Annotated in this window: 18 protein-coding genes; 8 read left to right on the forward strand and 10 right to left on the reverse strand. The window is 73.0% G+C overall.

All coding sequences use genetic code 11. The features are described from left to right. Positions 1-93 precede the first annotated feature (93 nt). From sucB to ACZ5CW_RS39335, 3 genes are all read right to left on the reverse strand, one after another. Positions 94-1,836, reverse strand: coding sequence for a 2-oxoglutarate dehydrogenase, E2 component, dihydrolipoamide succinyltransferase (sucB, locus tag ACZ5CW_RS39325; protein ID WP_468610297.1), 1,743 nt, complete (start codon positions 1,834-1,836; stop codon positions 94-96). A gap of 61 nt (positions 1,837-1,897) precedes the next feature. After that, positions 1,898-3,286 carry a dihydrolipoyl dehydrogenase gene (lpdA, locus tag ACZ5CW_RS39330; protein WP_468610299.1) on the reverse strand — a complete coding sequence of 463 codons (1,389 nt, stop codon included), beginning with the start codon at positions 3,284-3,286 and terminating at the stop codon, positions 1,898-1,900. Positions 3,287-3,555: 269 nt separating this feature from the next. Beyond that, positions 3,556-5,112 (reverse strand): leucyl aminopeptidase, encoded by a 1,557-nt coding sequence (locus tag ACZ5CW_RS39335; protein WP_468610301.1) that lies wholly within the window; start codon positions 5,110-5,112, stop codon positions 3,556-3,558. Positions 5,113-5,464: 352 nt separating this feature from the next. On the opposite strand from ACZ5CW_RS39335, the gene ACZ5CW_RS39340 reads away from it, so the two are divergent. After that, entirely contained in the window at positions 5,465-7,504 is a 2,040-nt protein-coding gene (locus ACZ5CW_RS39340) for a hypothetical protein (RefSeq protein ID WP_468610303.1), read from the forward strand. A 140-nt stretch (positions 7,505-7,644) separates the two neighbouring features. On the opposite strand, the gene ACZ5CW_RS39345 is transcribed toward ACZ5CW_RS39340, so the two are convergent. After that, positions 7,645-8,430: an adenosylcobinamide-GDP ribazoletransferase gene (locus tag ACZ5CW_RS39345; protein WP_468610305.1), complete on the reverse strand. Its 786-nt coding sequence runs from the start codon at positions 8,428-8,430 to the stop codon at positions 7,645-7,647. Between the two features lie 60 nt (positions 8,431-8,490). Here ACZ5CW_RS39345 and ACZ5CW_RS39350 point away from each other — a divergent pair, with 60 nt between their 5' ends. Further along, positions 8,491-9,255, forward strand: coding sequence for a hypothetical protein (locus ACZ5CW_RS39350; RefSeq protein ID WP_468610307.1), 765 nt, complete (start codon positions 8,491-8,493; stop codon positions 9,253-9,255). Here the strand turns inward: ACZ5CW_RS39350 and ACZ5CW_RS39355 are convergent. The 3 genes from ACZ5CW_RS39355 to cobT form a co-directional block, all read right to left on the reverse strand. Then, a complete protein-coding gene (locus tag ACZ5CW_RS39355; RefSeq protein WP_468610309.1) occupies positions 9,195-10,061 on the reverse strand; it encodes a hypothetical protein in 867 nt (288 codons plus the stop codon). The genes ACZ5CW_RS39350 and ACZ5CW_RS39355 overlap by 61 nt on opposite strands. Positions 10,062-10,095: 34 nt before the next feature. Then, on the reverse strand, positions 10,096-11,892 hold the full coding sequence (locus ACZ5CW_RS39360) for a phosphatidylglycerol lysyltransferase domain-containing protein (RefSeq protein ID WP_468610311.1): 1,797 nt from the start codon (positions 11,890-11,892) through the stop codon (positions 10,096-10,098). Between the two features lie 80 nt (positions 11,893-11,972). After that, positions 11,973-13,070, reverse strand: a complete 1,098-nt coding sequence (cobT, locus tag ACZ5CW_RS39365) for a nicotinate-nucleotide--dimethylbenzimidazole phosphoribosyltransferase (protein WP_468610313.1) — start codon at positions 13,068-13,070, stop codon at positions 11,973-11,975. A gap of 133 nt (positions 13,071-13,203) precedes the next feature. Here cobT and ACZ5CW_RS39370 point away from each other — a divergent pair, with 133 nt between their 5' ends. Beyond that, on the forward strand, positions 13,204-14,190 hold the full coding sequence (locus ACZ5CW_RS39370) for a class I SAM-dependent methyltransferase (RefSeq protein WP_468610315.1): 987 nt from the start codon (positions 13,204-13,206) through the stop codon (positions 14,188-14,190). 60 nt (positions 14,191-14,250) lie between these two features. On the opposite strand, the gene ACZ5CW_RS39375 is transcribed toward ACZ5CW_RS39370, so the two are convergent. Continuing rightward, the gene (locus ACZ5CW_RS39375) at positions 14,251-15,453 is read right to left on the reverse strand and encodes a bifunctional adenosylcobinamide kinase/adenosylcobinamide-phosphate guanylyltransferase (RefSeq protein WP_468610317.1); all 1,203 of its coding nucleotides are present in this window, start codon (positions 15,451-15,453) and stop codon (positions 14,251-14,253) included. Positions 15,454-15,532: 79 nt separating this feature from the next. Between ACZ5CW_RS39375 and ACZ5CW_RS39380 the strand changes: the two genes are divergently transcribed. Then, positions 15,533-15,748, forward strand: a complete 216-nt coding sequence (locus ACZ5CW_RS39380) for a hypothetical protein (protein ID WP_468610319.1) — start codon at positions 15,533-15,535, stop codon at positions 15,746-15,748. An 87-nt stretch (positions 15,749-15,835) separates the two neighbouring features. Here the strand turns inward: ACZ5CW_RS39380 and ACZ5CW_RS39385 are convergent, their stop codons facing one another. Together ACZ5CW_RS39385 and ACZ5CW_RS39390 are read right to left on the reverse strand one after the other, a co-directional pair. Then, positions 15,836-16,540, reverse strand: coding sequence for a class I SAM-dependent methyltransferase (locus tag ACZ5CW_RS39385; protein ID WP_468610348.1), 705 nt, complete (start codon positions 16,538-16,540; stop codon positions 15,836-15,838). An 80-nt stretch (positions 16,541-16,620) separates the two neighbouring features. Then, positions 16,621-17,250 carry a DUF3043 domain-containing protein gene (locus ACZ5CW_RS39390; protein ID WP_468610321.1) on the reverse strand — a complete coding sequence of 210 codons (630 nt, stop codon included), beginning with the start codon at positions 17,248-17,250 and terminating at the stop codon, positions 16,621-16,623. A gap of 282 nt (positions 17,251-17,532) precedes the next feature. Between ACZ5CW_RS39390 and ACZ5CW_RS39395 the strand changes: the two genes are divergently transcribed. The 4 genes from ACZ5CW_RS39395 to ACZ5CW_RS39410 all read left to right on the forward strand — a co-directional run bounded on the left by ACZ5CW_RS39395 (position 17,533) and on the right by ACZ5CW_RS39410 (position 20,691). Beyond that, positions 17,533-18,324: a PspA/IM30 family protein gene (locus ACZ5CW_RS39395; RefSeq protein ID WP_468610323.1), complete on the forward strand. Its 792-nt coding sequence runs from the start codon at positions 17,533-17,535 to the stop codon at positions 18,322-18,324. Positions 18,325-18,358: 34 nt separating this feature from the next. Next, positions 18,359-18,637 (forward strand): PspA-associated protein PspAA, encoded by a 279-nt coding sequence (gene pspAA, locus ACZ5CW_RS39400; protein ID WP_468610325.1) that lies wholly within the window; start codon positions 18,359-18,361, stop codon positions 18,635-18,637. Between the two features lie 135 nt (positions 18,638-18,772). Next, positions 18,773-20,017 carry a sensor histidine kinase gene (locus tag ACZ5CW_RS39405; RefSeq protein ID WP_468610327.1) on the forward strand — a complete coding sequence of 415 codons (1,245 nt, stop codon included), beginning with the start codon at positions 18,773-18,775 and terminating at the stop codon, positions 20,015-20,017. After that, positions 20,014-20,691, forward strand: a complete 678-nt coding sequence (locus ACZ5CW_RS39410; protein ID WP_468610329.1) for a response regulator — start codon at positions 20,014-20,016, stop codon at positions 20,689-20,691. The genes ACZ5CW_RS39405 and ACZ5CW_RS39410 overlap by 4 nt, the downstream gene beginning before the upstream one ends. Positions 20,692-20,734 lie beyond the last annotated feature (43 nt).

Consider the following 20,734-nt stretch of genomic DNA (forward strand, 5'->3'; position numbering starts at 1 on the left):
GCGGGTGCGCCGGGCGGCCCGGTCCCGCCCAAAAGGCGGCGCCCCGCCCGGAGAATCCCGGGCGGGGCGCCGTACTACCTGCGCGGAGGGGGCTCAGAGGCCCAGCTCGACCTCGAACTCGCCCGCTTCCAGGATCGCCTTGACCGCCGTCAGGTAACGGGCCGCGTCGGCGCCGTCGACCAGGCGGTGGTCGTAGGAGAGGGTCAGGTACGTCATGTCGCGGACGCCGATGACCGTGCCCTCCTCGGTCTCGATGACGGCCGGACGCTTGACCGTGGCACCGATGCCGAGGATCGCGACCTGGCCCGGCGGCACGATGATCGTGTCGAACAGCGCGCCACGCGAACCGGTGTTGGAGATGGTGAAGGTCGCACCGGACAGCTCGTCCGGGGTGATCTTGTTGGCGCGGACCTTGCCCGCCAGCTCCGCCGTGGCCTTGGCGATGCCGGCGATGTTGAGGTCGCCCGCGTGCTTGATGACCGGGGTCATCAGGCCCTTCTCGGAGTCCACCGCGATTCCGACGTTCTCGGAGTCGAAGTAGGTGATCGTGCCCTCGGCCTCGTTGATCTTGGCGTTGATGACCGGGTGGGCCTTCAGCGCCTGGGCCGCCGCCTTCACGAAGAACGGCATCGGGGAGAGCTTGACGCCCTCGCGCGCGGCGAAGGAGTCCTTGGCCTGGGCGCGCAGGCGCATCAGGCGCGTGACGTCGACCTCGACGACCGACGACAGCTGGGCCTGCTCGTGCAGCGCCTTGACCATGTTGTCGCCGATGACCTTGCGGATCCGCGGCATCTTCACGGTCTGGCCGCGCAGCGGGGAGACCTCGAGCGCCGGGGCCTTCCTGGCCGGAGCGGCGGCAGCGGCCGGAGCCGGAGCCGCGGCGGCCTTGGCGGCCTCGGCGGCGGCGAGGACGTCCTGCTTGCGGATGCGGCCGCCGACGCCGGTGCCCTTGACGGTGGCCAGGTCGACGCCGTTCTCGGCGGCGAGCTTGCGCACCAGCGGGGTGACGTAGGCGCCCTCGTCGGTCGCCTGGGTGGCGGTCGGCGCGGTCGGCGCGGTGGCCGGGGTCACCGGAGCCGGAGCGGCCGGCGCGGGGGCCGGAGCCGCGGGCTGGGCCGGGGCCGGAGCGGCGGCGGCCGGGGCAGCCGGAGCGGCCGGGGCCGGAGCCGGGGCGGCGGCGGCGGGAGCCGGGGCGGCCGGAGCCGGAGCGGCGGCCGGGGCGGCACCGGGGGCGCCGATGACGGCGAGCTTGGCGCCGACCTCGGCGGTCTCGTCCTCGCCGACCACGATCTCGAGCAGCACGCCGGAGGCGGGCGCCGGGATCTCGGTGTCGACCTTGTCCGTGGAGACCTCGAGCAGCGGCTCGTCGGCCTCGACGGAGTCACCGACCGACTTCAGCCAGCGGGTGACGGTGCCCTCGGTGACGGACTCACCGAGCGCGGGCAGGACCACGTCGGTGCCCTGGGCGCCACCGGCCGCAGCGGCGGGGGCGGCCGGGGCCTCGGGGGCCGGGGCGGGGGCCGGGGCCTCCGCCACCGGAGCGGCCGGGGCCGGAGCCTCGGCGGCCGCGGGGGCCGGAGCGGCAGCGGGCGCACCCGTGCCGTCGTCGATCACGGCCAGCTCGGCGCCGACCTCGACGGTCTCGTCCTCGGCGACCTTGATGGAGGCCAGCACACCGGCGGCGGGGGAGGGGATCTCGGTGTCGACCTTGTCGGTCGAGACCTCGAGCAGCGGCTCGTCGGCCTCGACGCGCTCGCCCTCGGCCTTCAGCCAGCGGGTGACAGTGCCCTCGGTGACGCTCTCGCCGAGCGCCGGAAGGGTTACGGAAACCGCCATGGTTTCGGTTGCTCCTAACGAATTGCGGAAGTCTGTGTCGTCGCGCCCGTTGCCGGAAGGCTCAGTCGTGGGCGTGCAGCGGCTTGCCGGCCAGCGCCAGGTGTGCCTCGCCGAGCGCCTCGTTCTGCGTCGGGTGGGCGTGGATGAGCTGGGCGACCTCGGCCGGCAGCGCCTCCCAGTTGTAGATCAGCTGGGCCTCGCCGACCTGCTCGCCCATGCGGTCGCCGACCATGTGGACGCCGACCACGGCACCGTCCTTCACCTGGACGAGCTTGATCTCGCCCGCGGTGTTGAGGATCTTGCTCTTTCCGTTGCCCGCCAGGTTGTACTTCAGAGCGACGACCTTGTCCGCGCCGTAGATCTCCTTGGCCTTGGCCTCGGTGATACCGACGGAGGCGACCTCCGGGTGGCAGTACGTCACCCGCGGGACACCGTCGTAGTCGATCGGGACGGTCTTCAGACCGGCCAGACGCTCCGCCACCAGGATGCCCTCGGCGAAGCCGACGTGCGCGAGCTGGAGCGTCGGGACCAGGTCACCGACGGCGGAGATGGTCGGGACATTGGTCCGCATGTACTCGTCGACCAGGACGTAACCGCGGTCCATGGCGACGCCCTGCTCCTCGTAGCCCAGGCCCTGGGAGACCGGGCCACGGCCGACGGCGACGAGCAGGACCTCGGCCTCGAACTCCTTGCCGTCGGCGAGGGTGACCTTCACGCCGTCCTGGGTGTACTCGGCCTTCTGGAAGAAGGTGCCGAGGTTGAACTTGATGCCGCGCTTGCGGAACGCGCGCTCAAGAAGCTTCGAGCTGTTCTCGTCCTCGACCGGGACGAGGTGCTTCAGGCCCTCGATGACCGTGACGTCGGCGCCGAAGGACTTCCACGCCGAGGCGAACTCGACGCCGATGACACCGCCGCCCAGGATGATCGCGGACTGCGGCACGCGGTCCAGGACGAGGGCGTGGTCGGAGGAGATGATGCGGTTGCCGTCGATCTCCAGGCCCGGCAGCGACTTCGGCACGGAGCCGGTCGCCAGCAGGATGTGGCGGCCCTGGATGCGCTGGCCGTTCACGTCGACGGAGGTCGGGGAGGACAGCCGGCCCTCACCCTCGATGTAGGTCACCTTGCGGGAGGCGACGAGACCCTGCAGGCCCTTGTACAGGCCGGCGATCACGCCGTCCTTGTACTTGTGGACCCCGGCGATGTCGATGCCCTCGAAGGTGGCCTTGACGCCGAACTGCTCGCTCTCGCGGGCCTGGTCGGCGATCTCGCCCGCGTGCAGCAGGGCCTTGGTGGGGATGCAACCCCGGTGCAGGCAGGTGCCGCCGACCTTGTCCTTCTCGATCAGGGCGACGTCCAGGCCCAGCTGCGCCCCGCGCAGGGCCGCGGCGTAACCACCGCTACCACCGCCGAGGATCACTAGGTCGAAAACGGTGCTGGCGTCGTTCGCCACGTCACGTCCTCCATGCATGTGCGCCGTACGCCGGTCTCCGATGACCGGCAGGCGGCTGGTGTCCGGCCGCTTGATGCTTCGGCCCTTCGGTGGGGCCCTGTCCTGCCGGGCTCCATCTTTGCACTTGTTCGAGGCGGACGAGACGCCGGGCTCCAGTGTGAGACGCCCCACTAGAGCGCCCTGAAGAGGCGCGGGGAACTGCGTGACGAGCCCCCCACGCCCCCACGGGTCGCCGTACCGACACGGCGACCCGAGGTGTCGGGCGACCGTCAGCCCAGGTCACCCGCGGCGGTCAGCTCGGCCAGCCGCACCAGCGTGCGCACCGCGGAACCCGTGCCGCCCTTGGGCGTGTACCCGAACGGGCCCCCCTCGTTGAACGCCGGGCCGGCGATGTCGAGGTGCGCCCAGGTGATCCCCTCGCCGACGAACTCGCGCAGGAACAGACCGGCGACCAGGCCGCCGCCCATCCGCTCGCCCATGTTCGCGATGTCCGCGACGGAGGAGTCCATGCCCTTGCGCAGGTGCTCCGGCAGCGGCATCGGCCACGCCGGCTCGCCGACCTCCTCCGCCGCCTCGTGCACCGCGGAGCGGAACGCGTCGTCGTTGGCCATGACACCGAAGGTCCGGCTGCCCAGCGCCAGCATCATCGCGCCGGTCAGCGTGGCGACGTCCACGATGGCGTCCGGGTTCTCCTGCGAGGCCGCCCACAGCGCGTCGGCGAGGACCAGCCGGCCCTCCGCGTCGGTGTTGAGGACCTCGACGGTCTTGCCGCTGTACATGCGCAGCACGTCACCCGGGCGCACGGCGGAACCGGACGGCATGTTCTCGGCCAGCGCCAGCCAGCCGGTGACGTTGACCTCCAGGCCGAGCCGGGCGGCGGCGACGACGGCGGCGAACACGGCGGCGGCACCGCTCATGTCGCACTTCATCGTCTCGTTGTGCCCGGCGGGCTTCAGGGAGATGCCGCCCGAGTCGTAGGTGATGCCCTTGCCCACGTAGGCCAGGTGCTTCTCCGCCTTGGGGTGCGTGTACGACAGCTTCACCAGGCGCGGGGCAGCGGCCGAACCGCCGCCGACGCCCAGGATGCCGCCGTAGCCGCCCTTGGTCAGGGCCTTGTCGTCGAGCACCTGCACCTTGATGCCGTGCTCCTTGGCCGCGGCCTGCGCGATGCCGGCGAAGATCGCGGGGGTGAGGTCGTTCGGCGGGGTGTTGATCAGGTCGCGGGCGCGGTTCAGCTCCTCGGAGACCGCGAGCGCGCGGGCGACGGCACCCTTGTGGGCGGCGTCGCGCGGCTTGCCGCCGAGCAGCGTGGCCTCGGCCAGCGGCGCCTTGCCGTTCTTGGCCTTGGCGGCGCGCTGGGCCTGACGGCCGTTCTCCTTGTACGTGTCGAACGAGTACGCGCCGAGCAGCACGCCCTCGCCGATCGCCTCGACGGCGCCGGGGCTGTCGACGGGCAGCGCGAACGCGGCCTTCCTGGACCCGGCGAGGGCGCGGGCCGCCACGCCGGCGGCCTTGCGCAGCGCCTCGGCGTCGTAGCCGGCGTCGGCGTCGTCGGCGTTCTTGGTGCCGGGCTCCGCGCCCAGGCCCACCGCCACCACGAGCGGCGCCTTGAAGCCGGCCGGGGCGGGCAGCTTCGTCAGCTCGCCCTCGGCACCCGAGGCGCCGAGGGTCTCCAGAACGCCGGCCAGCCTGCCGTCGTACGCCTTGTCCACGGCTTCGGCGCCCGGCGCCACGACGGGGCCCTTGGCGCCCTTGGCGACACCGATCACGATCGCGTCGGCCCGGAGGCCGGGCGCCGCGGCGGTGCTGAGAGTCAGAGCAGTCACGGTGGTGAGATCTCGCTTCCGATGTGAAGTTGCTGTGGCCGATATGGGGTGGGTCGACCGGGCCCGAGAGCCGACCCTAGGCCCAGGCCCTGGGACAGGTGGCAACCGGGGCCTTCACCCTGTCGGCGAACACCCGTGACGAGACTACGCGCGTGCGGGCGTTCGCTCATTCCTGCGGGTGTTCACCCCTGCGTGGCGTCGTGGCCTCTTCTCCTCCTGGGCGCCGGTGACCTGAGCCACACTCGTCGGGTTCCGGTGGGCCTTCTGTCCGCCGATTCGCATGATTTCCACTGACTCTCCGCGGTTCCGGCACGGATCCGTCGGCGAGGGTCTTCTGGGGGGAGAACCTGTCATGACTCGTCGGACACACCGCTGGAGAGCGGCCGGCGTCACCGCCACGGCCGCGGGGATGATCACGCTGGGACTGGCCGCGCCGGACGCGTCGGCCGCGACCGATCCGCGCGTCGACCTGCGGGTCCTGGTCGTCGACGACGGCGCGGGCCCGGTCGGCGCCGTCACCGCCCAGCTGCGGAGCGAGGGCATCCCGTACACCACCGTGGACCTGGACGACTCCGGCCGGCCCACGATCACCGGCGCCTTCCTGAGCGACACGGTCGGCGGCCGGCCCCGCGCGAAGTTCCAGGGCGTGGTCCTGCCGAACGAGGCCCCCTTCGGCGCGGGCTCGGCCGAGCAGACGGCCCTGGAGACGTACGAGAGGACGTACGGCATCCCGCAGCTCGACGCCTACACCTGGGCGCACCCCGAGGTGGGCCTCGACTACACCGACGGCAACGGCTATGCCGGAACCCTCGACGGGCGCACGGCCACCGTCAGCGCGGCCGGCCGGGCGGGCCCGTTCGGATACCTGAAGGACTCCTTCACCTTCGAGGACAACTCGCCCTCGGTGGACGAGAGTTACGGCTTCGTCGCACAGCCGCGCACCGGCTTCACCAGCTATGCCGACACCCCCGTCCCCGGCGGCACCGGCACCGGCAGCCTGCTCGGTGAGTACGCGCACGACGGCCGCCGCGAGCTGGTGGTGACCTTCGCCTACAACCAGTACCAGCAGCAGTTCCGGGTGCTGGCCCGCGGCATGGTCGAGTGGCTGACCCAGGGCGTCCACCTGGGGCAGGCCCGCAACTACTTCGCCGTGCACGTCGACGACGTCTTCGCCCCGGACGCCCGCTGGGACACCGAGCGCAACTGCACGCCCGGCGACATCGACTGCGGCGACGCCGGCGGCACCGACACGACCACGCCGATCCGGATGACCGCGGCCGACGCCCAGTACGCGGCCTCCTGGCAGCAGAGCCACGGCTTCACCCTCGACATGGTCTTCAACGCGGGCGCCGGCGAGGAGTGGAAGAGCGAGCACGGCGGCACCGACGCGCTGGCCGACCGGCTCCTGCAGGACAAGGCCGAGTACCGGTGGGTGAACCACACCTACACCCACCTGTTCCTCGGCTGCGTCCAGGACACCTCGACCGTGCCGTGGTCCTGCGCGAAGAACGCCGACGGCTCGACGAAGTGGGTGAGCCGCTCCGACATCTCCGGGGAGATCGCGGACAACCACACCTGGGCACTCCAGCACGGCCTCTCCGTCGACCGCGGAGAACTGGTCACCGGTGAGCACTCGGGCCTGAAGACACTGCCCCAGCAGCCGCAGGACAACCCGAACCTCGGGCCCGCCCTGGCCACGAACGGCGTGAAGTGGACCGCCTCGGACAACTCCCGCGAGTCCGAGCAGCGGGCCGTGGGCAGCAGCACGCTCACCGTGCCGCGCTACCCGATGAACGTGTACTACAACGTGGGCACCGAGGCCGAGATGGCCGACGAGTACAACTGGATCTACACGTCCGAGGCGGACGGCGGCAGCGGGATCTGCGAGAACAACCCGACCTCGACCTGTCTGCCGCAGCCGCTGGACACGGCCACCGGGTTCACCGACCACATCGTGCCCGCCGAGGCGCACACCGACCTCGGGCACGTGCTCGGCAACGACCCGCGCCCGCACTACGCCCACCAGTCCAACCTGGCCGAGGACCGCATCCTCTACCCGGTCCTGGACCGCGTCCTGGCCGACTACCAGGCCCTGTTCGCGGCCAACACCCCGATCGTCAACCTCCGCCAGAGCGCCATCGGCGCCGAACTGCAGAACCGGGCCAGGTGGCAGACCGCGCTCGACGCGGGCAGGGTCACCGCCTACCGGATCGGCGACACCGTCACGGTCACCGCGCCGTCCGGCACCCGGATCCCGGTGACGGCACCGGAGGGGACGAAGCAGCAGCAGGTGCTGGGCACGACCACGTTCGGCACGGCCTACGCCGGCAAGCGGTCGGCCTGGGCGGCACCGGGCCTGCTCCAGTCCGCGCTCACGCTGAAGCTGCCGTAGCGGCGCAGCGCGGCTCGTCACGGGCATGCCGCAGGAGCCGGGGGCGGGGGCTCCCCCGGGGGACGCCGCCCCACGGCCCGGACCGGTCCAGGGGGTTTCGTTCGGATCGGGGCGGACCCGGGCTGATCCGAACGAAGCCCCTAGCGCCCCAGGGACAGCACCACGAGCGCGGTCGTCGCCGCCGTCTCCGCGAGGGCCCCGAACACGTCCCCGGTGACCCCGCCGAAGCGGCGGGTGCAGCGGCGCAGCAGGAGTTCGGCGACGGCGACGGCGGCGAGCACCGCGAGGGCGGTGCGCGCGCCGTCGTACCCGCCGAGGCGGACGCCCGCCGCCCCGGCCGCCGCGACCACGCCGATCGCCACGGCCAGGGCCGCGCCCCTGGGCACCACGCCGGCCACCGCCGCGCCCAGCCCCTCCGGGCGGGCGGCCGGCACTCCGGTGCGGGCGGCCAGGGTGAGCGCGAGGCGGGCGGCGGTCGCCGAGACGACGGCGGCCAGCGCACCCCGCGCCCAGGAGCCGGCGTAGAGCTGGGCCAGCACGGCGACCTGGGCCAGCAGCACCAGGACGAGCGTGAGCACTCCGAACGGCCCGATGTCCGACTGCTTCATGATCCTGAGCGCGTCCTCGGCCGGCTTGCCGCTGCCCAGCCCGTCGGCGGTGTCGGCGAGCCCGTCGAGATGCAGCCCGCGGGTCAGCGCGGCGGGTACGGCGACGGAGGCGACGGCGGCGAGCAGCGGACCGGCGCCCAGGACGAGCAGCCCCAGCCCCAGCCCCGCCGCGCAGCCGCCGACGACCAGACCGGCCACCGGGGCGGTCAGCATCCCCCCGCGGGCGGCCTCCCGGTCCCACCGGCGCACCCGGACGGGCAGCACGGTGAGCGTGCCGAAGGCGAAGCGGAGGCCGTGGAAGGGCGAGGAGTTGAGCACCGGCGCAGGTTACCCGGCGGTCGCGGGGCCGCCCCCCGCCCCCAGGGATAAGGTGCGCATATGGGGCACTGGTGGGAGCGGAACATCGTCGAACCGGGCAAACTTCCGTTGCTGATCGCCCTCGCCGCCTTCGTCCTGACCTTCCTGATCACCCGGGTCATCACCCGCCTGATCCGGGCCGGCAAGGGCCCGTTCGGCAACGTCAAGGCGGGCGGGCTGCACATCCACCACGTCGTGCCCGGCGTCGTCCTCACGATCGTCGGCGGCTTCGGCGCGGTCGCCAGCGACCGGCAAGGCGCCGGCGCGATCATCTCCGCCGTCCTGTTCGGCATGGGCGCCGGACTGGTCCTGGACGAGTTCGCGCTGATCCTGCACCTGGACGACGTCTACTGGAGCGAGGAGGGCCGCAAGAGCGTCGAGGTCGTCGTGCTCACCGCCGCCCTGGTCGGCCTGCTGCTGGCGGGCTTCGCCCCGTTCGGCGTCAACGACCTGACCCAGGAGGAACTGCAGGACCGCGGCGGTGTCATCAGCACCATCGCCATGAACTTCCTCTTCTCGCTCATCGCCCTGGGCAAGGGCAAGGCCCGCATCGCGATCTTCGGGGCGATCGTGCCGCTGGTCGCGCTCGTCGGCGCCGTCCGGCTGGCCCGTCCCGGCTCCCCGTGGTCCCGCCGCTTCTACGGCCGCCGTCCCCGCGCCCGCGCCAAGGCCGCCCTGCGCGCCTACCGCCACGACCGCCGCTGGGCCGGTCCGCGCCGGGTCGTTCAGGACTGGATCGGCGGCAGACCCGACCCCCGGCCGGTCCGGCTGCCCGGCCGCCGCTGAGCACCACCCCGCCACCACCGGAGGCACCCTTGCGGCCCCTGCCCGCGGTCCTGCCCGTGCCCCTGCCCGTGCCCGTGGTCGTGTCCGTGCCCATGTCGCTGCCCCCGGCCGTGCCCCCGCCCGTGCCCGCGGTCGTGTCCGCGCCCCCGCCCGTGCCCGTACCGGTGCCGCAGTGCCACCGCCAGGCAGAGCACCCCCACCGCCATCAGCGCGGCCAGATGCTCCTTGCCGGCCAGGTTCTCCTTGAGCAGGACCTCCACGACCATCGCCACGGTCACCGCACCCGCCGTCAGATAGGCGCCGTACCGCCAGCTCACGAACACCGCGAGCCCCACCACGGCCGCCGACGGGCCGGTGTCCACCACCTGCGCGTCGGTCCAGGGCAGCCCGAACGGGGCGTGCGGGCCGAGGGTGATCCCCACGCGCGCGTACAGCGTCCCGGCGAGCGTGGCGACGTACGCGATGACCAGCGTCCGCCACCAGCCCAGGCACAGCTCGGCGATCCCGAACACCAGCAGGATCTGCGCCAGCGCACCCCACACCGGCAGGTCCAACGCGGGCACGAACAGCGACAGGGGAGTGCGCAGCAGGGCCAGCCACAGCGGGTCCTCGGCCTGTACGGCACCCAGGGCCTGCACCGGTCGAAAGCCCCACGGCTGGTTCTGCACGTACTGCAGACAGGCCGTCAGACAGACCGCCGTGAGGGTCATCGGCAGCGCTCGCAGACGCCTCTTGCGCAGGGGCTCACGCACGGTGACGTACAGCAGCCCCCACTCGGCGCGGGCCCAGCGGGCGACCGTTCCCATCAAGCGTTCCTCGTCCGTGCGGTGGTCCGTGCGGTTACCGGTGCGTGTCCAGATGCCTGCGGTGCAGCCACTTGGGCAGTCCCGGCGCCTCCAGGAATCCCTCGGCGCGGGCCGAGGCGAGGCCGATGCGCGGCAGGTCCGCGCTCTTCTCGAAGAGCAGGAACCGTGGCTCCCAGATGGGCCGGTACTTGGCGTTGGCGCGGTACAGCGACTCGATCTGCCACCAGCGGGAGAAGAAGCTGAGCAGCGACCGCCACAGCCTCAGCACCGGACCGGCACCGAGGCGCGCGCCACGTTCGAAGACCGACCGGAACATCGCGAAGTTCAGCGAGACCTGCGTGATCCCGATCTCGTCGGCCCGCCGCAGCAGGTCGATGACCATGAACTCCATCAGGCCGTTGTCGGAGTCCCGGTCCCGCCGCATGAGGTCCAGCGACAGCCCGTTCGGCCCCCAGGGCACGAAGGAGAGCAGGGCCCGCAGCCGTCCCTCGGCGTCCGTGCACTCCAGCATCACGCACCGCCCGTCCTCGGGGTCCCCGAGCCGGCCGAGGGCCATGCTGAAACCGCGCTCGGTCGCCCCGTCCCGCCAGTCGTCCGCACGCTCCAGGAGATGCGCCATCTCGTTCGCCGGGATGTCCTCGTGACGGCGGATGCGCACCTGGTACCCGGCCCGGCCCACCCGGTTGTACGCCTGCCGGACGGTGCGCATCGCCCGCCCCTCCAGCGTGAACTCGGCGACCTCCACGATCGCCTCGTCACCGAGTTCCAGCGCGTCCAGACCGTGCCGGGCGTAGACGGTGCCGGCCTCCTCGCCCGCCCCCATCACCGCCGGGATCCAGCCATGGGCCCGTGCCTCCGCGAGCCACGGCACGATCGCCCCCGGCCAGGCCTCCGGGTCCCCGATCGGGTCCCCGGAGGCCAGGCTCACTCCGCCGACCACGCGGTAGGCGACGGCCGCCTTGCCGGTCGGCGACCACACCACGCTCTTCTCCCGGCGCAGCGCGAAGTAGCCGAGCGAGTCCCGCTCGCCGTGCCGGTCCAGCAGGGCCCGCAGCCGCTTCTCGTCGTCCTCGGTGAGCGCGTCGACGGCCCGCCGGGAGCGGAAGGCGGCGTAGAACACGGCGAGCACCAGAACCGTGCTGAGCACGTTGATCGCCACGTTGGCCCAGTTGGGCGGGTCGATGCCGGGAAAGCGGGACTCCTCGGCGGCCACCGACACCAGCCGCAGGGTGCCGTAGTGCCAGCGCTCCAGGAACGTCGAACGGGCCGCGTCCGGCGCCTGGTCGGTGACCGTCACCAGCAGCCCGGCCAGCAGCGAGGCGAGCAGCCCGCCGCCCACGGCGACCGTGGCCGCCAGCCGCGGGTTGGACCGGTCGCCCTTGGCGTAGAACTCCCGCCGCCCCGCCAGCAGCGCCCCGACGAAGGCGGCCGTCAGCACCAGGGAGATCCAGTTCTGCGCGTACCGCCGGATCTCCGGGAACGCCATGGCGAACGCGAACAGGGCGAGGAAGGCCCCGCTGAGCACGAGGTTCAGGATCCACGCGGCCCGCTTCCGGCGCCGCATGGTGATCGCCAGGAACGCGGTGAACACACCGGAGGCGAAGCCGGCCGTCAGCAGGTAGGGCGTGAAGAAGTCGTCCTGGTTGTGCCGGCGCACGTCCTGGCCGAGTGAAACCCACACGGCGCTGAGGAAGTTGATGAAGGCGACGGTCCGCAGATACCAGACGGCGAGAGCGGCGGCTCTCCGGGAGACCCCGGTGGACCGCCGCCCCTCCTCGTTCGGGCGCCCCGGTTCGGCTTGCGGCTGCACGGCAATTCGGGCATCTCCCATAGGGCAGGATCATATGGGCGCTGCCCAGACGAACCGCACCATTCCGGCCGCGGCTCTCCCGCCCACCACCGCGTGACCGACTACGCCTCCCCTTCCTCCGTCTCCGTCTCCTTCTCCGGCTCCTTCGCGGCCTCCGGCTTCTCGGGCAGCTCCGCCGCCAGCGCGGCGGCGGCCCGTACCAGCGGCAGCGCGAGCAGCGCGCCCGCGCCCTCGCCGACCTTCACGCCCTGCTCCAGCAGCGGCTCCAGCGCCATCCGGTCCAGCGCCTTCGCCTGCCCCGGTTCCCCGCTGTCGTGGCCGGCCAGCCACCAGTCCGGCGCCCGGAAGGCGACCCGCTGCGCCACCAGCGCGCACGCGGCGGCCACCACCCCGTCCAGGATCACCGGCAGCTTGCGTACCGCGCACTGCAGCAGGAACCCGGTCATCGCCGCGAGGTCGGCACCACCGACGGTCGCCAGCAACTGCAACTGGTCCCCGAGCACCGGCCGTGCCCGCCGCAGCGCGTCCCGGATCGCCGCGCACTTGCGCATCCACGCCAGGTCGTCGATGGCCAGCCCGCCCCGCCCCGTCACCACGGACGCGTCCGTCCCGCACAGCGCTGCGACGAGCACCGCAGCCGCCGTGGTCCCGCCCACGCTGATGTCGCCGAGCACCACCAAGTCCGTACCCGAGTCGGCCTCCTCGTCGGCGAGCGCGACGCCCGCCCGCAGGGCCGCCTCGGCCTCGTCCAGGCTGAGCGCGTCCTCGATGTCGATACGGCCGCTGCCCCGCCGCACCCGGTGCCGTACGACGTCCTCGGGGAAGGCCTCCGGATCGCAGTCCAGTGCCAGGTCCACCACCCGTACGGGCACGTCGAGCCGCCGCGCGAGCACCGCGACCGGGCTCGCGCCCTCCAGCACCGCCCGCACCAGCTGCTCGGCGCCGCCCGCGGGCCGCGCCGAGACGCCCAGTTCGGCGATGCCGTGGTCACCGGCGAACAGGACCACCCGCGGCCGTTCGACCGGCCGTACCGGTACGGCCCCCTGCGCGGCGGCCAGCCACTCGCCCAGTTCGTCGAGGCGCCCCAGGGCCCCGGGCGGCACGATCTGGCGCTCCCGCCGGGCCTCGGCGTCACGGCGCACGCCCCCGTCCGGGCGCTCGATCAGATCGGTGAAGTCGTCCAGATTAAGCCTGCTCATTCGCCGAACAGTACAGCCGGAGGGCGAACGCCCCGGCGCCACATGGCCACCACACCGCCACGACGTCATTGCACCCAAGATCGGTATCCCATACGTTCCGCTTTGCAGCGGAATGTCGCACAGGGAGCCGCCCATGCCGACCACGCCCCCCACGCCGTTCGTCCCCCCGGGCACCACCGACACGTTCCAGGAGCCACGCCGCGAGGACTGCCCCTGGTGCGGCTCCACGCGGCTGCGCACCCGGGTGCGCGCGGCCGACCCGCTGCGGCACCGGCCGGGCACGTTCGCCCTCGACGAGTGCCGCGACTGCGCCCACGCCTTCCAGAACCCCCGGCTCACGGCGGAGGGGCTCGCCTTCTTCCACCGGGACTTCTACGAACGGCACCTGGAGGAGTTCACCGAGCGGGTCCTGTCCTCCCGCGCGGTCCGCCGCCGGCACCGTGCCACCGCCCACAAGCTGTCGGCGCTGCCCGAGCCGGAGAGCTGGCTGGACGTGGGCACGGGCCACGCCCACTTCCCCGAGGCGGCCAAGGAGTTCTTCCCGTACACCAGCTTCGACGGCCTGGACATCACGGCGCGCGTGGAACAGGCGCTGCTGGAGGGCCGGGTCGAGGAGGCCCACCGCGGCTACCTCATGACGCCCGGCATGGCGGCCCGGCTGCGTGCCCGCTACGACGTGGTCAGCATGTTCCGCCACCTGGAACACGCCCCCGACCCGCGCGCCGAACTGCGCGCCGCCCTCACCGCGCTGCGCCCCGGCGGCCACCTGATCGTCGAGGTCCCGAACCCGCGGTGCGCGTTCGCCGCCCTGCTCGGCAGGTGGTGGCTTCCGTACGGCCAGCCCCGCCACCTGCATCTGGTGCCGCCGGCCAACCTGCGTGCGGAACTGGAGACCCTCGGCTGCACGGTCCTGGTCACGGACCGCAGCGCCCCGCACATCCCCTACGACCTGTCGGCGGCCGTCACCCTCGCCCTGGCCCACGTCCACCCCCTGGTGAGGGCGGTGGCGGCACCGGTGCTCGACACGGCCGCGATCGTGGACCACACGCTGGCCCCCCTGCTCCGCCGAACGCCCTTCTCCAACGCGTTCCGCGTCGTCGCGCGCAAAGACACGCGGTGACACCCGCGAAAAGGCACGACGTGGCGGGGGATCGCCGTCGGCCGCGGGCCCGTCGTGCTCTCAGCCGCGCAAGCCCAGCGCCTGCCCCGCCACCACCAGCAGCACCTGCTCGCACTCGTCCGCGAACGCCGCGTTCAGCCGCCCCAGTTCGTCCCGGTACCGCCGCCCGGACGCCGTGGCGGGGACGATCCCGGAACCCACCTCGTTCGAGACCGCCACCACGGTCCGCCGAGTCGCCCGCACCGCCGCCGTCAACTCCAGCACCCGCTCCCGCAACGCCTTCTCGCCCCCGGCCGCCCACTCCGCGTCGTCCCACGCCCCCACGTCGTCCATCACGTACGTCAGCCACAGCGACAGGCAGTCGATCAGCAGTGGCGGCCCGTCCTGCGCCAGCAGCGGCACCAGATCCGTCGTCTCGGTCGTACGCCACGACCCCGGCCGCCGCTCCCGGTGCGCGGCCACCCGCTCCGCCCACTCGGTGTCCCCGCCCCGCGTCCCGCCGGTCGCCACGTACAGCACGTCCGGGAAGGACTCCAGCCGCCGCTCGGCCTCCACCGACTTCCCCGAACGCGCCCCGCCCAGCACCAGCGTCCGGCGCGGCACGTCCGGCACGTCCTCGTACACCCCGACCACCAGCGTCGTACCGTCCGGCACCGCCCGCGCGCCGGCCGCCGCGAGCCGCCGCCGCAACTCCGGTCCGGACGGCACGTCATGGTCGAGGTGGACGGCGATCACGTCCGTCGTCGGACCGGCGGAGCCGACCGCCCGCAGCCGCGCGAGCGCGTCCGGGCGGCCCACCACGTCGGCGAGGACCATCTGGTACGACTCCGCCGTCGCCTCCTCCAGGCCGGCCGGGGCCCCGCCCGGCGGCAGATACAGCAGCCGCTGTCCGTCCGGCCCGGTCACCGCGTACCCGGTGCCGCCCGCGTCCATCGCCAGAGCCCGTACCCGATGCCCCGTCAGCAGCGCCAACTCCCGCCCGTCCGGGACGCGTCCGGGCTGCGGCAGCCCGGCCGGCACCTCCACCGCGGGACCGTCGTGCGGGTGCGACAGCAGCACCTGCCGCACCCCGCCCAGCGAATGCCCCGCCCGCGCCGCCGCGAACGCCGCGCCCGGCGTGAGGTCCAGCAGCAGCGCACCGTCCACGAGCACCGCGGTCGCCGCCCGCGCGTCCGGCCCGAGCGCGGTCGCACAAACGGCGCAGGGGCAGTCGGGGCGAGGCAGTCCCGCGGGGGCACCGGTACCGAGCAGAGTGATTTCCACAGACCGATTTTCGCCTGTCCTCGCAGCTCTTGCGCTCCCGACTAGGCTGCCAGCAGGTGTTGGATCAAAGGAGGCCCACATGACGGCATGGACGTGGCGGTTCGAGAAGGCCGACGGGACGGAGGTCCAGCCCGCGGTGCAGCCCGAGGAGTTCACCACGCAGGGGGATGCCGAGTCCTGGATCGGTGAGCACTGGAAGGCGCTCCAGGAGGGCGGGGCCGATCAGGTGCGGCTGTTCGAGGAGAGCGCCGAGATCTACGGACCGATGAGCCTGCACGCCGACGCCGACGCCTGATCCGGCCGGGAGTGAGGAGGGGTGGCCCCCTCCTCACCGAAAGTCCGCCTCGCTGACGGTCCGTCCGCGGCCGTGCGCCGAACGGGATCAGCCCCGTACGCCACACAGGTGCAGCAGCGCAGCCATCCGGCGATACGGATCGGTGCGTCCGGCCCGCTCCTCGGCCGCGAGCAGCGTCTGAAGATCCTCGGGTATCTCGGTGTCGTCGGCCGCGGTGTCCGTGAAGACCCGCACGCCGTACCAGGCGTGCAGCGGGGCCGCGATGCCGGCGAGCGTGGCGGTCAGAGCGGCCAGCCGGTCGGCGCGCACGTCCAGCCCCAGGCGGTTGCGGTAGGCGGTGGTGTCGAAAGCGGCCAGCGCCCCCGCCCAGTCCCCGGACAGACCCGGCCGCATGGCGAGCGCGTCGCCGTTGCGCACGAGCAGCGACAGCAGTCCGCCGGGCGCGAGCATCCGGGCCAGGCCCGCCACCAGCGGATCGGGCTCCTCGACGTACATCAGGACCCCGTGGCACAGCACCACGTCGAAACTGCCGGGCAGGAAGTGCACCCCGGTGTCCCGCCCGTCACCCTGCACCAGCCGCACCCGCGCGCGGATGCCCTCCGGCTCCCCGGCCAGGGCCTGACGCGCGGCGGAGATCATCGTCGCGTCCTGCTCGACCCCGGTGACCTGGTGGCCGAGCCGGGCCAGCCGCAGCGCCTGGGTGCCCTGACCCATCCCCACGTCGAGCACCCGCAGCCGTTGCCCGACCGGGAACCGCCCGGCTATCTGCTCGTCCAGCTGCCGGGCGACCAGCTCCTGCCGTACGACGTCGCGCAGCCCGCCCAGCTTGTTCAGCCAGGCGTCGGCCGCGCCCCCGGTGAAGGCGTCTGCGCTCAGGGCCGCTCTCCGCGCTTGACCTGCGGCTTCGGCAGCCGGAGCCGGCGCATCTGCAGGGAGCGCATCAGGGCGTAGGCCACCGCGCCGCGCGTGTTCTCGTCCGGGAAGCGCTCCTTGAGCCGCTTCTTCAGACGGAAGCCGCTGAACGCCGCGTCCAGGACGATCAGCACGATCACGATCAGCCACAGCAGCAGCGCGATGCTCTGGATCGCGGGCACCCGCACCACGCTCAGCACGAGGATCACCACGGCGAGCGGCAGGAAGAACTCCGCCACGTTGAACCGCGAGTCCACCCAGGCGCGGGCGAACTTGCGGACCGGGCCCTTGTCCCGGGCCGGGAGATAGCGCTCGTCACCGCTGGCCAGGGCCTGGCGCTGCCGCGCCAGCGCCTGACGCCGGTCCTCACGCTGGCGCTTCGCGGCCTCCTTGCGGTTCGTCGGGGTCTGGGCGACGCTGCGGCGCTGGGACTGGGCCTCACTGCGCTTGGGCGTGGGCCGACCCTTGGGGGCCTGCGGGTCACGGGGCTGCTTGGAGAGGGTCACCGGCGCCTTGTCGGCGGTCGGGGCCTTCTCTTCCTTGGCACGGCTACGGAACACAAAACCCAAGGGTAAGCGCTGCACCGGCATGGACCCCAGCCCGGCCGGGAACGATCCCGCAACACCGGACGTCTGTAGGGGGACAGAGGGGACGTTCCGGAGAAGATCCGTCGGGAGAGCCGCCGGTGGCACGGCGGGGTTCCCGGCGGGGGATCACCTACTCCCTACGCCGGAGCGCCACCGTCCGCAGTCGTCCTTGGGGATGAGCGCATCACTCCCCGAACAGTGCGGTAATGGATGCAGGGCCCGTACTGTGGGTTCTGTCGCAGGATCGGTGAGCTGGAGTCCGTCAGAAGGGGGCGCGCGAAGCCCATGAGCGGTGTCATGAAGCGTATGGGGATGATCTTCCGCGCGAAGGCGAACAAGGCCCTTGACCGGGCCGAGGACCCGCGCGAGACCCTCGATTACTCCTACCAGAAGCAGCTGGAACTGCTGCAGAAGGTGCGTCGCGGCGTCGCCGACGTGGCGACCAGCCGCAAGCGCCTGGAACTCCAGCTCAACCAGCTGCAGCAGCAGTCCTCCAAGCTGGAGGACCAGGGCCGCAAGGCGCTCGCCCTCGGCCGTGAGGACCTGGCCCGCGAGGCGCTGTCCCGCCGCGCCGCACTCCAGCAGCAGGTGACGGACCTCGAGACGCAGCACGCCACCCTGCAGGGCGAGGAGGAGAAGCTCACCCTGGCGGCCCAGCGCCTGCAGGCCAAGGTGGACGCCTTCCGCACGAAGAAGGAGACCATCAAGGCGACGTACACCGCCGCCCAGGCCCAGACCCGTATCGGCGAGGCCTTCTCCGGCATCTCCGAGGAGATGGGCGACGTCGGCCTGGCCATCCAGCGCGCCGAGGACAAGACCGCCCAGCTCCAGGCCCGGGCCGGCGCCATCGACGAACTGCTCGCCTCCGGAGCCCTCGACGACTCCTCCGGCATGGCCAAGGACGACATCCAGGCCGAGCTGGACCGGCTCTCCGGTGGTACGGATGTAGAGCTGGAACTGCAGCGCATGAAGGCGGAGCTGGCCGGAGGCTCCCCGCAGCAGGCGATCGAGGGCGGCACCGGCCAGGGGCAGTCCCAGCAGCAGCCGCAGGACACCCCGCGCTTCGACAAGCAGTAGCCCGGCGCCGGGGCCTCGAGCCGAGGAGGCCGACGTGATCGTACGGATCATGGGGGAGGGCCAGGTGAGGCTGGACGACTCCCGCTTCGCCGAGCTGAACAAGCTGGACGACGAGCTGCTGGCGGAGATGGAGAGCGGCGACGAGGAGGGCTTCCGGCACACGCTCACCGCCCTCCTGGACGCCGTCCGCCGCCTCGGCACCCCGCTGCCGGACGACGCGCTGGAACCCTCCGAGCTGATCCTCCCCTCACCGGACGCGACACTGGAGGAGGTCAGGGAGCTGCTGAGCGACGAGGGCCTGATCCCCGGCTGACCCCCGGCGCCCCTCGAGCGGTCCCCCGCGGCCCTTCGGGGAGCACGTCGCGGCCGCACCCGCCCGTGCCGCCCCGGCACCCGTGCGCGCACTCACTGCTGACCTGTGCCGCAATGCCCCGTACTGTTCCATTCCGTGAGCACACTGGAACGCGCCCGGTGCGGCCTGAAGGCCCACCCCCTCGCGCTGGACGCGGCCATCGCCGCGGGGGTGCTGGCGTGCATGGTCGCCGGCTCCTTCGTCGTGCCGAAGGACGGGCACGGCGTCACCTGGGGCGTGCGCACCCCGGACCCCCTGAGCCTCGTCCTCATGCTCCTCGTCGCCACCGCGCTCGTCTTCCGCCGCCGCGCACCGAAGACCGTCCTCGCCGTCACCGGCACGCTCTCCCTGATCGAGTGCGTCACCGGCGACCCGCGCGCCCCGGTCGCGATGTCCGCCGTCATCGCGCTCTACACCGTCGCCTCGACGACCGACCGCACCACCACCTGGCGGGTCGGCCTGCTCACCATGACCGTGCTGACCGCGGCCGCCATGCTCGGCGGCCCCCTGCCGTGGTACGCGCAGGAGAACCTCGGCGTGCTCGCCTGGACCGGAATCGGCGCCACCGCCGGGGACGCCGTCCGCAGCCGCCGCGCCGTCGTGCAGGCCATCCGGGAACGCGCCGAACGCGCCGAACGCACCCGCGAGGAGGAGGCCCGCCGCCGGGTCGCCGAGGAGCGGCTGCGTATCGCCCGTGACCTGCACGACGTCGTGGCGCATCACATCGCGCTGGTCAACGTGCAGGCGGGGGTCGCCGCCCATGTCATGGACAGGCGCCCCGACCAGGCCAAGGAGGCGCTCGGCCACGTCCGCGAGGCCAGCCGCAGCGCCCTGAACGAGCTGCGCGCCACCGTCGGGCTGCTCCGCCAGTCCGGCGACCCCGAGGCCCCGACCGAACCCGCCCCCGGCCTCAGCCGCCTGGAGGAGCTGGCCGCCACCTTCCGCAGCGCGGGCCTGCCGGTCGAGGTGGCCCGCGCCGATCAGGGCACCGAACTCCCGGCCGCCGTGGACCTGGCCGCCTACCGGATCGCCCAGGAGGCCCTGACGAACGTGCAGAAACACGCGGGCCCCGAGGCCAGGGCCGAGGTCAGCGTCGTACGGGTCGGACGGAACGTGGAGGTCACCGTCCTCGACGACGGTGCCGGCGAGGCGGCGGTGCCGGAGACCGGCGGCGGGCACGGGCTGCTCGGCATGCGCGAGCGGGTCACCGCCCTCGGGGGCACCCTGACCACCGGACCCCGCTACGGCGGCGGCTTCCGCGTCCATGCGATCCTGCCCGTCGAGACCCGTACCGATTCCCGTACGGGCGCCCGTGCGACGGCCCCGGGGGAGCCCGTATGACGATCCGTGTCCTGCTCGCCGACGACCAGGCACTGCTGCGCAGCGCGTTCCGGGTGCTGGTCGACTCCGAGCCCGACATGGAGGTGGTGGGGGAGGCCTCCGACGGCGCCGAGGCGGTCCGGCTGGCCAGGGAGCAGGCCGCCGACGTCGTCCTCATGGACATCCGGATGCCCGGCACCGACGGCCTCGCCGCCACCCGCCTGATCAGCGCCGACCCCTCCCTCGCGCACGTCCGCGTGGTCATCCTGACCACCTTCGAGGTCGACGACTACGTCGTCCAGTCGCTGCGCGCCGGCGCCTCCGGCTTCCTCGGCAAGGGCAGCGAGCCCGAGGAACTGCTCAACGCCATCCGGATCGCCGCGGGCGGGGACGCCCTGCTCTCCCCGGCGGCCACCAAGGGGCTGATCGCCCGTTTCCTCGCCCAGGGCGCCGACGACGGCCGCGACCCCGCCCGCTCCGAGCGTCTGGGCGCGCTCACCGGCCGGGAGCGGGAGGTGCTCGTGCAGGTCGCCGGCGGCCACTCCAACGACGAGATCGCCGAGCGCCTGGAGGTGAGCCCGCTGACCGTGAAGACGCACGTCAACCGGGCCATGGCCAAGCTCGGCGCGCGGGACCGGGCCCAGCTCGTCGTGATCGCCTACGAGTCGGGGCTGGTCCGTCCGAGGATGGACTGATCTCCACCCGCGCGTACTGCGCGCGGAGTAGGGGCCGGATAAG

Source organism: Streptomyces sp. NPDC031379, assembly GCF_055569615.1.